This is a genomic window from Proteiniphilum saccharofermentans (assembly GCF_900095135.1).
GTDB classification, from domain to species: domain Bacteria; phylum Bacteroidota; class Bacteroidia; order Bacteroidales; family Dysgonomonadaceae; genus Proteiniphilum; species Proteiniphilum saccharofermentans.
Map to the genome: position 1 here is coordinate 1,916,275 of NZ_LT605205.1, position 14,735 is coordinate 1,931,009.

General features: G+C 42.6%; 14 protein-coding genes. 5 read left to right on the forward strand and 9 right to left on the reverse strand.

What is annotated here, in order from left to right; genetic code table 11:
- Nucleotides 1-41: 41 nt before the first annotated feature.
- From mtaB to PSM36_RS07470, 3 genes are all read left to right on the forward strand, one after another.
- Nucleotides 42-1,355 (forward strand): tRNA (N(6)-L-threonylcarbamoyladenosine(37)-C(2))-methylthiotransferase MtaB, encoded by a 1,314-nt coding sequence (gene mtaB / locus PSM36_RS07460; RefSeq protein ID WP_076930334.1) that lies wholly within the window; start codon nt 42-44, stop codon nt 1,353-1,355.
- Complete coding sequence (locus PSM36_RS07465; RefSeq protein WP_076930336.1) at nt 1,355-2,254, forward strand: lysophospholipid acyltransferase family protein; 900 nt, start codon at nt 1,355-1,357, stop codon at nt 2,252-2,254. Before mtaB ends, PSM36_RS07465 begins: the two co-directional genes overlap by 1 nt.
- An 89-nt stretch (nt 2,255-2,343) precedes the next feature.
- A complete protein-coding gene (locus PSM36_RS07470) occupies nt 2,344-3,381 on the forward strand; it encodes a glycosyltransferase family 2 protein (protein WP_076930339.1) in 1,038 nt (345 codons plus the stop codon).
- Between the two features lie 2 nt (nt 3,382-3,383).
- On the opposite strand, the gene porT is transcribed toward PSM36_RS07470, so the two are convergent.
- Complete coding sequence (porT, locus tag PSM36_RS07475; protein WP_076930341.1) at nt 3,384-4,088, reverse strand: type IX secretion/gliding motility protein PorT/SprT; 705 nt, start codon at nt 4,086-4,088, stop codon at nt 3,384-3,386.
- A 212-nt stretch (nt 4,089-4,300) separates the two neighbouring features.
- Here porT and PSM36_RS07480 point away from each other — a divergent pair, with 212 nt between their 5' ends.
- On the forward strand, nt 4,301-4,468 hold the full coding sequence (locus PSM36_RS07480) for a DUF362 domain-containing protein (RefSeq protein WP_076930343.1): 168 nt from the start codon (nt 4,301-4,303) through the stop codon (nt 4,466-4,468).
- Between the two features lie 230 nt (nt 4,469-4,698).
- Here the strand turns inward: PSM36_RS07480 and gap are convergent, their stop codons facing one another.
- The 6 genes from gap to PSM36_RS07510 all read right to left on the reverse strand — a co-directional run bounded on the left by gap (nt 4,699) and on the right by PSM36_RS07510 (nt 11,353).
- The gene (gap, locus tag PSM36_RS07485) at nt 4,699-5,703 is read right to left on the reverse strand and encodes a type I glyceraldehyde-3-phosphate dehydrogenase (RefSeq protein WP_076930345.1); all 1,005 of its coding nucleotides are present in this window, start codon (nt 5,701-5,703) and stop codon (nt 4,699-4,701) included.
- A 306-nt stretch (nt 5,704-6,009) separates the two neighbouring features.
- Nucleotides 6,010-7,020 (reverse strand): NAD-dependent epimerase/dehydratase family protein, encoded by a 1,011-nt coding sequence (locus tag PSM36_RS07490; protein WP_076932119.1) that lies wholly within the window; start codon nt 7,018-7,020, stop codon nt 6,010-6,012.
- Between the two features lie 10 nt (nt 7,021-7,030).
- Nucleotides 7,031-8,581, reverse strand: coding sequence for an ArnT family glycosyltransferase (locus PSM36_RS07495; protein ID WP_076930347.1), 1,551 nt, complete (start codon nt 8,579-8,581; stop codon nt 7,031-7,033).
- A gap of 177 nt (nt 8,582-8,758) precedes the next feature.
- The gene (locus tag PSM36_RS07500) at nt 8,759-9,400 is read right to left on the reverse strand and encodes a lipid-A-disaccharide synthase N-terminal domain-containing protein (RefSeq protein WP_076930350.1); all 642 of its coding nucleotides are present in this window, start codon (nt 9,398-9,400) and stop codon (nt 8,759-8,761) included.
- A 3-nt stretch (nt 9,401-9,403) separates the two neighbouring features.
- Nucleotides 9,404-10,141: a glycosyltransferase gene (locus PSM36_RS07505; protein WP_076932120.1), complete on the reverse strand. Its 738-nt coding sequence runs from the start codon at nt 10,139-10,141 to the stop codon at nt 9,404-9,406.
- A 111-nt stretch (nt 10,142-10,252) separates the two neighbouring features.
- Nucleotides 10,253-11,353 carry an MBL fold metallo-hydrolase gene (locus tag PSM36_RS07510; protein ID WP_083710975.1) on the reverse strand — a complete coding sequence of 367 codons (1,101 nt, stop codon included), beginning with the start codon at nt 11,351-11,353 and terminating at the stop codon, nt 10,253-10,255.
- Nucleotides 11,354-11,675: 322 nt separating this feature from the next.
- Between PSM36_RS07510 and erm the strand changes: the two genes are divergently transcribed.
- Nucleotides 11,676-12,482 carry a 23S ribosomal RNA methyltransferase Erm gene (gene erm / locus PSM36_RS07515; RefSeq protein ID WP_076930353.1) on the forward strand — a complete coding sequence of 269 codons (807 nt, stop codon included), beginning with the start codon at nt 11,676-11,678 and terminating at the stop codon, nt 12,480-12,482.
- A gap of 188 nt (nt 12,483-12,670) precedes the next feature.
- Here erm and PSM36_RS07520 read toward each other — a convergent pair whose 3' ends face one another.
- Both PSM36_RS07520 and PSM36_RS07525 read right to left on the reverse strand, forming a co-directional pair.
- Nucleotides 12,671-13,615 (reverse strand): aldo/keto reductase, encoded by a 945-nt coding sequence (locus tag PSM36_RS07520; RefSeq protein WP_076930356.1) that lies wholly within the window; start codon nt 13,613-13,615, stop codon nt 12,671-12,673.
- A 104-nt stretch (nt 13,616-13,719) separates the two neighbouring features.
- Nucleotides 13,720-14,463, reverse strand: coding sequence for a dienelactone hydrolase family protein (locus PSM36_RS07525; protein WP_076932121.1), 744 nt, complete (start codon nt 14,461-14,463; stop codon nt 13,720-13,722).
- Between the last annotated feature and the right edge of the window lie 272 nt (nt 14,464-14,735).

Below are 14,735 nucleotides of genomic sequence, written 5' to 3' on the forward strand. Positions count from 1 at the left end.
CTGTTTTCGAGGAGAAACGATATGAATATGACAAATCAGATATGATTGACAGAACTATTTTTCAAAATAAAACAGCCGCCTATTATACCCTGGGCTGCAAATTAAATTTTGCTGAGACATCTGCTATAGGGAGGCAGTTATTAAATTCCGGCGTGCGTCGTGCCCGGAAGGGGCAGGAAGCCGACATTTGTGTGATCAACACCTGTTCCGTCACTGAGTTGGCCGATAAGAAAGGACGTCAGGCTATCAGGAAGGTGATTCAGGAGAACCCTTCGGCATTTGTGGTCGTTACGGGGTGTTACGCCCAGTTGAAACCCGAAGAGGTGGCCGGCATTGAAGGTGTCGACTTGGTATTGGGTGCAGAGCAAAAGCTCGACGTAGTAAAATATCTCGATGATCTGAAGAAAAAAGAAAAAGGAGAGGTTGTCACATCAAAGACACACCGCATCCGCTCGTTCGTCCCTTCTGTTTCTGCGGATGATCGTACCCGTTATTTTTTAAAGGTACAGGACGGATGTGACTATTTCTGTTCCTTTTGTACTATTCCTTTTGCCAGAGGCAGAAGCCGTAACGGGTCGATTGCCGATCTGGTAAGGCAGGCTGAACAGGTTGTGCAGGAAGGGGGTAAAGAGATTGTCCTGACAGGGGTAAATATCGGCGATTTTGGACATACCACCAAAGAATCCTTCCTGGATCTTCTCAAAGAACTCGATAAGGTGGAAGGTGTGGAACGTTACCGTATCTCGTCTATTGAACCGAATTTGTTGTCGGATGAGATCATAGATTTTGTGGCCGGATCACATCGTTTTGCTCCCCACTTCCATATGCCGCTGCAATCGGGTAGTGATGCTGTACTGAGCCTGATGAAACGGCGGTATGATACTGCATTGTTCCGCCACAAGGTGGAAAAGATCAAACAGATCCTTCCTCACGCTTTTATCGGAGTGGATGTGATTGTGGGTGTAAGGGGCGAGACCGATGATTATTTTGTAGAGGGGGAAGCATTTATCCGCTCCATCGATTTCTCGCAACTGCATGTGTTTACCTATTCCGAACGTCCCGGTACGGCAGCGTTAAATATCGATTATGCAGTAGATCCGAAAACAAAACATATGCGTAGCAAAACCTTGCTGGATCTCTCGGACGGACATTTGCGGGATTTTTATCTGTCGCAGCAGGGAAGCCGGAAAAAGGTATTGTTTGAACATACAAAACGGGGTAAGAAAATGCATGGATTTACCGAAAATTATGTAAAATTGTATGCCGATTACGATGCATCGCTTGTGAACAAGGTTACAGAAGTGGAAGTGGGTGCGTATGACGAGGATGAAATGGCAATGAAAGCGATTTTTTAATGGATGACGAAGGAAGTAAAAAGGGAATCGGGGGTTCACTGTTATATGCGGTAACATATCTGCACGCGCTGTTACCGTTCAGAGTGCTGTATATTCTCTCCGATATCCTATACCTGTTAGCCTATTACGTGGTAAGGTACAGGAGAAAAATTGTAAGGAAAAATTTAAAAAACGCTTTTCCTGAGAAGTCAGTAAAGAGTATCGGGAAGATTGAGAGGAAATTCTATCGTCACTTGTGTGATTACTTTATAGAAACCATTAAAACGCTTCGTCTTAGTGATAAAGAGGTACGAAAACGGATGAAGTTTGAAAATCCGGAGATAATTGACCGGCTGACTTCTAATGGAAAATCCTGTATAGTGGCCCTTGGCCATTATGGTAACTGGGAATGGGTTACTTCTGTGGGGTTGCATTTGGCTTCAGATATCGTATTGGGATTTGTCTATAAAAAACTCCATTCCAATGCATTTAACTATCTTTTTCTAAAGACGAGAAGCCACTTTCATGCCACACCCATCGAGATGCAAAGTGTTATCCGGCAGATGATCCGCATTCAGAATCAGGGAAAAATAATGGTAATCGGTTTCCTTAATGACCAGAGGCCATCACCACGTCAAGATAAATACTGGACTACTTTTATGAATCAGCAGACTCCTGTGCAAACCGGCATGGAAAAAATAGCCCGGCGTCTGGGAAACTCTATTGTTTACTTGGACATAGAAAAAGTGAAAAGAGGACATTATGCAGGTAAATTCTTTGTAATTACACCCGACGCAAGTGAAGAGACAGAAAACAGTATCATGGAGAGATACATGAGGAAACTGGAGGAGACAACCATACGGGAACCGGCCTATTATCTATGGTCGCATGACCGCTGGAAATTCAAGAAACCTGATTAAAGTGGGAAGGTGAGAAGGTAGGATACCCGGGTGAGATTCATTTTTAGTTTTACTGTAATTGGTAATTAGTCATTGGTAATTTTTAATTAGTGAAAACTTCTGTCGTCATATTGAACTGGAACGGGAGAAAATTGCTGGAGCGTTTTCTTCCTTCAGTGCTGCAACATTCATTGAGCGAAGAGTGCAATGTGATTGTGGCTGATAACAATTCAAATGACGATTCGCTGGAATTTCTCCAGACACATTATCCAGACCTGCCGGTGATTGTGCTGGACAAAAATTGGGGTTTTGCAGAAGGTTATAATAAGGCATTGCAACAAGTGGATTCTGAGTATGTAGTACTACTTAATTCTGATGTAGAAACTACGCCGGATTGGGTGCAGCCTTTGGTATCCTATATGGATGCTCATCCCGAAGTGGCGGCGGTACAGCCGAAAATACGTGCTTACAAAGATAAAAACCGGTTTGAATATGCCGGAGCATCAGGAGGATTTATCGATCGTTACGGTTATCCCTTTTGCAGAGGAAGAATACTGCATGTGGTAGAAGAAGACAGGGGGCAGTATGATGACGAGATGCCGGTTTTCTGGGCGACGGGAGCATGCTTTTGTATCAGGAGGAAAGAGTACACGGAAGCTGGAGGCCTGGATAGCCGTTTCTTTGCCCATATGGAAGAGATAGACCTCTGCTGGCGGTTGAATGCACGGGGTAAGAGGGTGATGTGTATTCCCTCATCGGTGGTTTATCATGTGGGGGGGGCATCGTTGCGCCAGGATAATCCCAAAAAGATGTACCTGAATTTCCGCAATAACCTGCTGATGATCTATAAAAATATACCACAAAGGATATATCATTCCACGTTTACGATGCGACTTTTCTTTGATATCCTTGCTTGTTTGCGTCTTTTACTGAATGCCAATTTCCAAAGTGCGCGGGCGGTGATTGACGCTTATAGGGATTTCCTGAAGATGCGGCCTTCCTTTAGGCCGGTACGTCGTGAAAATCTGCGGAAAGCAGTCAAGGAAGTTATTCCTACACAATACCGGAAGAGCATTTTGATTGATTTTTATTTCAGGGGGAAAAAAACTTATGCAGCTGTTATGGGAAGCCTAAGTCGAAGGAAATAGTATTACTCGAAGTGAAAACTGAGTGTAATCATCCGTTGGACGGCTTTCGACAATGAATTGGCATATTTCCGGAGATCATCATCTTTCAGGTCATTCCTTTCTTTTTCCAGTATATCCGCCAACCCGAAACTGAATTTTAACTCGGGAGCCAGTTTAAAAAGCGGCAGATAAAAATCACATCCCACGCCGAACTCAATTCCCGCATCATAGGGTTTTAACAATACAGCCCGGTTTTTGGTGGAAGCCAATTCCAGACTGCCATATCCACCCACCAGTACATATGGTCGGAAATTATTGATCCTGTCGGCAGATATTTTCAAATGTAATGGCAGGGCGATATAATTATTTCGAATTTGTGTAGTGAATTCCTCTCCTGATGATTGCTCCCTGAATACAAATTTTTTATCGCCCAGATACAGCGAAGGTATTGCCCGGAGATTTATAAACCTGTTAAGGTACATATCCCCAATAATTCCGACAGCGAATCCAGGCGAATAGGCAGGGATTTCTGAAAACCATACTTCTCCGTTTTCATTGATAAATCCCGATTGGGTGAGTATCAGATCCTGCGTATGTAATCCGAGTGTAAATCCCAGATGAAACAGCCGCTGATCGGCATAAGGACGATGCTGTAACTTACGCTGTTGACCGTAGAGATTTCCTGAAATCAGGATCAATAGAAGAAAGTATGTTGCCTTTTTGATCATATGTTATCTTAAACGTTATTCTTCGTCGGTTATTGTGTTTCGAATAGGTTATAACGGCTATTTTATCAAAATATAAGGAATAAGATGATACGGGAAATTTATACAGAGTCTAAATAACGGACAATATCTTACACCTCTTTTGTATTAGAAAAAAACTGATTATCTTTGCGACAATATAAACTAATTACAATAACTAATTTTTTACTATTATTATGGCTTACGTAATTGACGATAGTTGCATTGCCTGTGGAACATGCATCGACGAGTGCCCTGTTGAGGCTATATCGGAAGGCGATATTTATGTGATTGACCCGGATGTATGTACTGACTGTGGTTCTTGTGCCGAAGTATGTCCTACAGAATCAATTCATCCGGAATAAAATATAACACCGGAATATTTGAACTATTTCGTTAAGCTAAATGGACAGGGTCAAGCTTGCTTGAGCTATGTCATGGCGAGAGATAGTCCAATGTAATTGAACAAAAAGAGTCGAACAATTGTTGTCCGGCTTTTTTTGTGCCTTGAAGCAAGGGGTGCCGGGAAGAGCAAAACAACCACAAAAAAACGCCCCCGTTTGGAGGCGTTTTCTATAATTGTTATAACGGTGTATTATCCGTTTACTTTTGCCATGTGAGCGATCAGTTCCAGTACTTTGCTGGAATATCCCCATTCATTGTCATACCAGCTTACCACTTTCACGAAAGTCGGGCTGAGTTGGATACCGGCTTTTGCATCGAAAATGGAAGTACGTGCATCGCCGATGAAGTCACTCGATACCACATCTTCGTCGGTATAACCCAAAATACCTTTCAATTCACCTTCCGAAGCTTCTTTCATTGCGTTGCATACTTCTTCGTAAGTGGTTTCTTTTTTCAGGCGGGCAGTCAGGTCCACAACCGAAACGTTCAGGGTGGGAACACGGAATGCCATACCGGTGAGCTTTCCGTTCAGTTCGGGAATTACTTTCCCTACTGCTTTGGCAGCTCCTGTAGAAGACGGGATGATGTTGCCCGATGCCGCGCGTCCGCCTCTCCAGTCTTTTGCTGAAGGTCCGTCCACTGTTTTCTGGGTAGCGGTGGTAGCGTGTACGGTGGTCATCAACGCTTCTTCGATACCGAATTTATCATTCAAAACTTTAGCGATGGGCGCCAGGCAGTTTGTGGTACAGGATGCGTTCGATACGAACTGCTCGCCTTTGGTATACGTATTTTCATTTACGCCGGTAACATACATGCGGGTATCGTCTTTAGAAGGAGCCGACATCACTACATATTTCGCGCCGGCGTCGATATGGCCTTGAGCTTTATCTTTAGAAAGGAACAAACCGGTAGATTCAACTACGTATTCAGCACCTACGGCATCCCATTTCAGGTCGGCCGGATTTCTTTCGGCAGATACACGGATGGTATTTCCGTTTACCACTAAGTTACCGTCTTTTACATCGATCGATCCGGTGAACTGACCGTGGATCGTGTCATATTTTAACATATAAGCGATGTAATCCACATCGAGCAAGTCATTGATACCCACGATCTGGATATCATCTCTGTTTTGTGCGGCACGGAAAACCAAACGTCCGATGCGGCCAAATCCGTTAATACCTACTTTAATCATAATTTTGTTGAATTTTATTTGTTAAAAGAGTTCTTATTAATCGTTGTTATTGTTATCTCTTTTGGCCTCATACCGGCTGTTATACCTTTCTTCAGCCTGTTCAACCTGATGAAGAACGTCCCTAAAAACCATCTTTTTAACAGGCTTACAAAAATAGCATATTTTTTCGGTTTGATAAAATTATTTGGGACAAAAAACTGAAAATTGGCACTATCCAAAAATCGGGCAGGGTCAAAGACCTGTCACTTTAGAGAAATATTTCTTGTACAGCCTGTTTTTTCCGGGATTATATTTCTTAAACAGGTTTTACCCGTGACGATATTCCTTAAACCAGTCGTAGAAATTCCTGATACCGGTCTCAACCGATGTATGGGGTTTGTATCCGAACTTCTGTTCAAGCAATGATGTATCGGCATAAGTAGATACCACATCTCCGGGTTGCATATCTACCATTTCCTTGACAGCTTTCTTTCCGGTGGTTTTTTCGATAATACGGATGAAATCCATTAGTTGTACAGGCGAAGCACAGCCCATGTTATATACTACACTGGGAATCCCGGCTTGCGGAGGAGCAGGCATAATTTTGAGTACTCCTTCCACAATATCGTCGATATAGGTGAAATCACGCTGCATTTCCCCATTGTTGAAAACCTTAATAGGCATTCCTGCCGTAATGGCCGACATAAACAACCAGGGTGCCATGTCGGGACGTCCCCAGGGGCCATAGACCGTAAAAAAACGAATACCGGTTGCAGCTATTCCATAAAGTTTACTGTAGGAATAGGCCAACAGCTCGTTTGCTTTTTTAGTAGCCGCATAAAGACTTACGGGATGATCGGTTTGGGCCGATTCCTTGTAGGGAGTGGGAGTGTCGTCTCCGTAGACGCTGCTGGAACTGGCATAAAGGAAATGCCGGACAGGATAGGAACGGCATACCTCCAGCAGGTGGGTAAAACCCACTATATTGGAATTGATGTATGAAAGAGGATTTTCAAGGGAGTACCTAACCCCGGCCTGTGCAGCGAAATGGAGAACATGTGTGAATTGTTCTTCACGGAAGAGGGTGAGAAGTCCTTTGGCATCAGTCAGGTCAAGCCGGATAAAACGGTAGGTCGGGTATTTATCGCTCTGGACCCATTCGCCCTCTTTTATTTTTCCCTGTGGTATACCTGTTTCGGCCAGACGGGCATATTTTAATTGTACATCATAATAAGCGTTGATGTTGTCGAGACCGGCCACATCATATCCCTGCCGGACTAATTCGCGTACGACGTGAAAACCAATAAATCCGGCGGTGCCGGTAACCAATATCTTCATCTTCATCAGATTATAAAACAACAATGAGGTAAGGGCCGGTTTTGTGTTGCTCTTTGCCTGATATAACAGATTGAATCTGACGGTTATTCAATACTGCTTTCTCGGGTAACAGTAGCAGTTGGCCGGATAATGTATTGTTCAGTATATCTTCTTCGGAAGCAACTATGGCTTCTTTTCCAAGAAAAACATCCATACTTCCGGGCCGTGAAATCTTATACACATAATATTCGGAAGTGCCTTTCTCTTCCGCAATACGAATCGCTTCGTTGCATAATGTGTTCCATCCCATATAAGGATTCAACTGAGGCAAGGCTAATCCGGCGATAAAGATAGTCAATAAAAGGGTGAAAGTCATCACACGGATAGACTTACGGAGCGCTTTTTCCCGGAATAGCAGATATAAGATTGTGATTCCGCCGAGTGAGATAACAGCTGCCGCTGCATAGACCAATGGTACGGCGATATAAGAGATTTCGTCGATTCGTTTTATATAAAAAACAGCCGGCAGCACTACTGCGAAAACGACAGCAGGCACTGCCACCGAAAGCCGTAACCAGATATTTTTCTCATCGAATTTATCGAGTAGCATGGCCGGGAGATAGATCAGAAAGGGTATGGCGGGAAGCAGGTAGACTGCCAACTTGGAACTGATCAGGGATAGCATGACGAAAGTCGTCAGGATAATCGTAAGAAAAAACTTTTCGGTCTCGGTTTGGATTTTTTTGCGAACCACTCCGGCAATGATCAGTCCCACGCATAAAAACATCCAGGGGGCCAGCAAGTACCAGATGGCAATAGCATAGTAATAGAACGGAGATTTATGGTGAAAAGCATTCACACCTCTTCCTACTGTTTGATGTACTAACAGGTTATTGAGATAGGCGTCTCCTCCTTCCATATAAACACCGGTAAACCAGATACCACATCCCAGCAGTAGAACCAGCCAGCTTTTCCATCCCCAATATTGTTGCCATGTATGGATTTTACCCCGGTAGAGAAGAAATATCAGGGTGGAGAGCAACGGAACCAATATGCCGACGGGGCCTTTTGAGAAAAGAGCTAGAAAGACATAGAGCGGAAACAGGTAAGCATCCCGTTTCTTTCCTTCCCCCTGGTATATCTTAAAAAAAGTGTAGAGTGAAAGGGTGATAAACATCACCATCAGCATATCCATCCGAATAGTAATGGTGAGAGCCAGAAAGAAACCGCCGGTCATCAGCATCAGCAAACCATCGGGTTGGCAGGCAAAAGATTTCTCTCTTCTCATCCATTTCTCCATTACCATCAACACTACCAATGCGGGCAAAAACGATAAAAGCGACAGAAACCACATTTGGTGACTGCCGAGCAATGTTTTCCCTGCCATCATCAGCCAGAAGCTGAGAGGCGGCTTATCGGCATAGATCTCACCATCCAGCGTGAAAGTAAAAAAATTGCCGTTACGCAAAGCTTCATCAATAATGCTCAGGTAACGTAACTCATTGTTGGGGGTATAGTCCCGTAAGACCATAACCGGGAGCAGTGCTATAAACCAAAAGAGATAGAGATACTTAGTTTTCATCCGAGTCACTAATTAACTAATTTCCAATTACTAATTACCAATTACCAATTACCAATTATCGTGCGAAGCACATATTGCCGAGGACACTTTAACTACACTTCCGATTTCTTTTCTTCTAACATCATTCACATTGACACTACACGCCCCGAGTTGGCGGGATTATTCATATTGGCACATTCATATTGGCACATTAGTTTTAGTCTGTAAGCCGATCATGATGTTACGTACATAAGCAACAAAACCTACCGATTGTCCCAGTATGAGAACAGGGTCGTGGCGAATGATCCCGTAAGCGACGATAATACCTGATCCCAACAGGCTGATAATCCAGAAACCGATTGGCAGTACAGACCGATGAAGATGGGCAGAATAGATCCATTGATAGATGAAACGGAATGTAAAGAGCACCTGACCGGCCGAACCGAAGATCAGTAACCAGACAGGTATATCCTTCTGCCGGAAAAAGAGGGTGGTAAAAGCATTCATGTCGCGCATCAGTAATGCAACCGCTATCACCGGTGTTAATAGGAGAATGGCTTTCAGTCCGACATGTATTTGTTTCCAGATTCCCTGCATATTGAGGTTCCAGAGATAGATATAATATGCAATGAATTGCCCGAATATAATGGCAAAATCGTTTCTGAGTACCCCGTAAATAAAAAGCAGGTAGGAACCGAAAATGCTCAGGATCCAGAATATAGGGGGCGAGATTATTTTCTTTGCTTTCTCGGTTACAATCCACTGGTAAAGTATTCGTGCCGAGAAGAAGATCTGGGCTAAAAAGCCAATTCCGTAAATCCAGATGGTTGTTCCCTGCATAGATCAATCTAAATTGGTTCCACTGATCTGGTAATTGATATAGCGTTTTTTCATCCACCGGTAAGCAAAACAGTCGATAAAAGGGCCGGTAAGCCGGTTCCACAGATGATATTTCGATTTTCCTGCTATACGGGGATAGTGACGTACCGGGATTTGTTGTATCCTGCCGTTTTGCAACAGAATGAGTGCCGGAAGGAACCGGTGCATTCCGTTGAACATTGGTACACGTTTGGCGTACCCGGTATGCAACACTTTTAGCGGACAGCCGGTATCAGATACGCCGTCACCGGTCATCATCCGCCGGTATCCGTTGGCTATTTTTGATTGCAGGTTCTTGAAGAACGAGTCTTTGCGGTTAGCACGTATACCTGTTACCAATTCATATTCGGCCAGATGGGGGAGTAGCAGGTTGAAATCGTCGGCGTCAGTCTGCATGTCGGCATCCATATAACCCACGAATTCCGAAAAACAGTAATCGAATCCGGCTTTTAAAGCAGCACTCAATCCACCATTCTTTTTCATGTCAAGATAGAAAAAATGGGGGTTCCGTTCGCAGATACTATGTATTTTTTCCCGGCTGCCGTCGGTCGAACCGTCGTTGACAAACAGTACACAAGCAGGATATAGCGACTGAGGTAAGAAGTTTTGTAGTTTTTCTTCTAACCGACTGATGTTCTCTGCTTCATTGTAAATCGGGACAATAATGGTAAAAGTGTATTGACTTGTTTCGTTTCTTTCCATTTCTGTATCGATGATCAACTTGAAAAGAAGGCAACATTTTCAACTGATGGGTTTGGCATCAAATGGAGCTGATTGTCTTCGGCGACAAAAGTAGCTAATATTATTCAGATTTCAATTAATCCCCTCCCACCATTTACTGAAAACCTGTGTAGTGTCGTTCAGATAGACAACTTCGCCGATCCTGGGAGTCACCAGTGGTATCTGGTCTCCTTGCTCATTCATTTCGGTTATGGTTTTTAACGGCTCGTCCCAGGGATGGTGAGCTAATTTGAATTTAGAAGAATGGACGGGAAACAAGCGTTTTGCTTTTAGGTCTTTTGCTGCCTGTAATCCCTCCTCGGGCAGTAGATGGATGGCTCGCCACGCCTGATTATACTGGCCGTTCTCCAGAATCGCCAGATCAAATCCACCGAATTTTTCTCCGATTTCAGCAAAATGGGTGTCATATCCACCGTCGCCCCCGAGATATAATTTTAACTCTTTGGTTTGTAGAATAAATGCCAGCCAAAGAGTGTTGTTCCTTGAAAAACTCCTGCCTGAAAAATGGCGTGCCGGTGCAGTATACAGGGTGATATTATTGGAAATAAACATACTTTCGTTCCAATCTTTCTCGGTAATTTTTCCAGGGTCGAATTTCCAGTACTCTAAATGTGCTCCTACACCCAGACCGCAGACAATGTGCCCGATCTTTGGTTTCAATTTCATTATTGTCGGATAATCAAGGTGATCGTAATGATCATGAGTGATAAGCAGATAATCAATTTCAGGCATATCATCGGCCGAATATACATCTGTCCCATTGAATGATTTATTGGAATTAGGTACCGGCGAAGCGTTGCCGCTAAAAACCGGATCGATCAGAAACCGCTTTCCGTTGAGTTGGATAAAATAAGAGGAATGGCCGAACCATACCAGCACATTTTCATGGATGGGCAGATTTTTCAAATCTGTCTTCAGAGACGGGATCTCGTCAACGGGTCTTGTACGTGGAACTTTCTTAAAAAGGAAATTGAAAAAGATTTTTGCAGGCGATTGATCTCCGCTGAAATTGGGTGTATGACGGATATTCCGGAATTGTCCATCTTTGTAATTCGGGGATTGTTGTAGTTGCTCGAGTCGTTCCCCGCTTGGAGCTCTGCCGAACTTCGGTTGCCGGATATAGAAAAATATCGTAATGCTCAACAGCAATACAATGCTTACAAGGATTATCATTATTCGTTTTATCAATTTCATGTAGTAAAGTCGTTATCTACCATCAAAGGTATCAGTTTTTAAAGAAAAATCGTGTACTTTTGTAACAATAAATATACACATTATGTATTTCAGCAGACCGTGGACTGCTATCTAAGTGATAGACGGTCCTTTGATTATTTTATTTGTTTTCTCCTTTTTTAAAAGAAGAATACTATTTGTTTTGCATTGTTTTCTTTTTTGAGCTAAGGCAATGCAGTCTTGTTATTTCTGCAGGATAATACTGTCTGTCACTTTTCTGTGATCTCTCTTCAGTGCAGTATTCATCCAAAAGAAATGTACAATGAACAAAAATAGAGTTCCTGTAAGATTTACAGGACAACACTTTATAATAGATACACAATTAATAGAAGATTCCATCCGCTTAGCTGAAATACAAAAAAATGATCTGGTCCTGGATATTGGTGCAGGCCGGGGATTCCTTACAGGCCATCTGGTCAGATATTCAGGAAATGTAATAGCTATTGAAAGTGATCCTGGTCTCGTTGCTGAATTAAGAACGAGATTTGCTTTCAACAAAAATATTACTGTCGTTAATTCAGATTTCAGGAAATTCCGGATACCTCAGAAACAATTCAAGGCAGTTTCTAATATACCTTATGGTATTACCTCTTACATACTTAGATCGTTGATGTATAATAATACGGAATTTTTTGAAAAAGGGAGTCTGGTAATACAGTTAGAGGCGGCTCAAAAGCTCTTCCGGAGAAGAGTTTTCAATCCCTACGTGCTGTTTTACCATACGTTTTATGATTTAGAATTAATCTATACTGTTCCTCCGGCTAGTTTTATGCCGCCTCCAACAGTTCAGTCGGCACTGGTGAAGATAAGTAAAAAACAATCCCCAAGGATAAATATTGAAATGAAAGAGAAATATTTTGATTTCCTTTGCTTCATATTAAGATATCCTGATTTATCGGTACGTACCGCCTTGAAGGAAATATTCCGAAAGCGGCAAATAAGAGAATTCTCACACAAATATGGTTTGAAGCTGGATGATGTAGTTACCCTATTTCTACCCGAACAATTATCAGACTGTTTTGTAGAGATGCTAAGAGTCGTTCCCGATAAATTCCATCCTGAAAATTGATCTTTATAGTCTCAGAAAGATCTTTCAGACTGGGAATTGAATATTTGGGTTTGTTTCAAATAGATTATTCAAGCAAAAAGAGGGTTAAATCATGTTGATATATCCCTCTTTTCCAATATTATATGTGCGTATCTTATTTGCAGATTATTCTTTCAGCTCTTTGTAATAAGGCGAAATACTGAGCTGTTTTATTTACTCGCTTTATCAAGTAAATCCAGGTCTTCTTTATCCAGATCCAGTTTGGTTGCCACAAATAGAGTTTCCAGTTGGTTTTGGTTTGTCGCGCTTGCAATGGGCGCACCTATATGCGGTTGTGCCAGGAGCCATGCCAACGCGACTGCCGCCTGTGATGTGCCGTGTTTGGCAGAAACTTTATCCAAAGTATCTAAAACGGCAAAACCTTTCTCATTCAGGTATTTTTTTGCTCCCGCCCCTCTTACACTCTTTTTGAAATCGGCTTCGGAGCGGTATTTTCCCGTAAGGAAACCCGCTGCCAAAGACCAGTAAGGGAATACGCTTAAATTATATTTTTCCACCAGAGGTAAATAGTCATTCTCATATTTTGCTCTTTCTATTAGATTGTAATGCGGTTGAAGAGCGACATATTTGGGAAAGTTGTTTTTTTCCGCCGCTTCAAAAGAGGCTGTCAATCTTTCAGGTGAAACATTGGACGCGGCTATGTAGCGAACTTTTCCGGCCTTTATGATTTCGTCGTAAGCAGACAATGTTTCTTCGACAGGCGTCTTTTCATCATCGAAGTGGGTATAATAGAGATCGATATGATCGGTCTGAAGCCGTTGCAATGACTCATCTACAGATTGCAGGATATGCTTCCTGCTGATATCAGAAGTGTGCTCATTGGTTTCAGAACCGACTTTGGTAGCTACGACCAAATCCTGCCGATTCCCTCTTGATTTTATCCATTTTCCGATAATGGTTTCCGATAATCCCCCTGTGCCGTTTACCCACCAGGGATAAGTATCAGCGGTATCGATGAAATTTCCACCCTTTTCAATGAATTTGTCCAGAATTTCAAAGGACCTGGTTTCATCCAGTGTCCATCCGAATACATTTCCACCCAGATTGATGCGGGTTATCTTCAAATCTGTGTTGTTGATCTTTATTTTGCTCATAATTTTACTTTTCCGTTTTCAACGGGATATAGAGATATACCCCGCCAATTCGTTTTTTGTCAGGATCCTTTTATTTTGTGTTTTGAAATTCGCAAAAACGTTTGTTATTTTAATATCTCTTCGAGAAACATCAATGTATGTTTCCAGGCTCTTTTGGCCATAACTTCGTTGTATTCGTGCGATTCGGGATTGGTGAAGGTGTGTCCGCTATTAGCGTATATAATGATCTGCCAGTCGGCATTGCCATCCCGCAGTTCCTTCACCAGACTGTCATAATCTTCCTGGGATACACTCTGGTCTTCTGCCGGATGTTCCACCAATACTTTTGTTTTTATAGGTGCATTCGGTCTGCTTTTGTCTTTACCCAATCCTCCGTGTATAGAGACGACTCCCTGTATGTCAAATTCTGCACGTGCCGCTTCCAGGGCTCCTGTCCCGCCGAAACAATAACCGATGACGGCTATCTTGTCAGGCAAAGCGCCTTGCTTTTCCAGTTGCTCTAACGCCAAAGCGATCCGGTGCTGATACGCTTTATAGTCGCTTTTGTAGGACCCGGATAATTTCGCGGCGGATGCATTGTCCTCCGGGATATTCCCTTTGCCGTAAATATCTGCGATAAAGGCAATGTAACCCTCTTTTTCCAATTCTAAAGCAGCCGTTCTGGCTTCATTGTCAACACCTTTCCATGCTGGCAGGATTAATACGCCGGGTAATTGTTGTCCTGCATTGGCAGTAACTAACCCATTCAATTCCTGTGTTCCGTCCATATAAGAGACCGTTTTCAGGGACTGGGCCGGACTCATTTGTACGATGGCCATCAGTGATACTATTACAATTAGTTTATTCATACGATTAAAATTATTTATATTCAATTGTATCGTATGGAACTCGCTTTTAATCATGTTCTTGTGTGATAATGATTGTCATGCTCGTTTCATATGATTATTTTATTTTTTCATTTTGGTGTATGGAACTTTTTCATCAAGCAATGAGTCGATTACTTCGTAATTGACTATGTCTTATTTCATAATTGACTACGTCTTATTTCATAATTGACTACGTCTTATTTCATAATTGACTACGTCTTACTTCGTAATTGACTATGTCTTACTTCGTAATT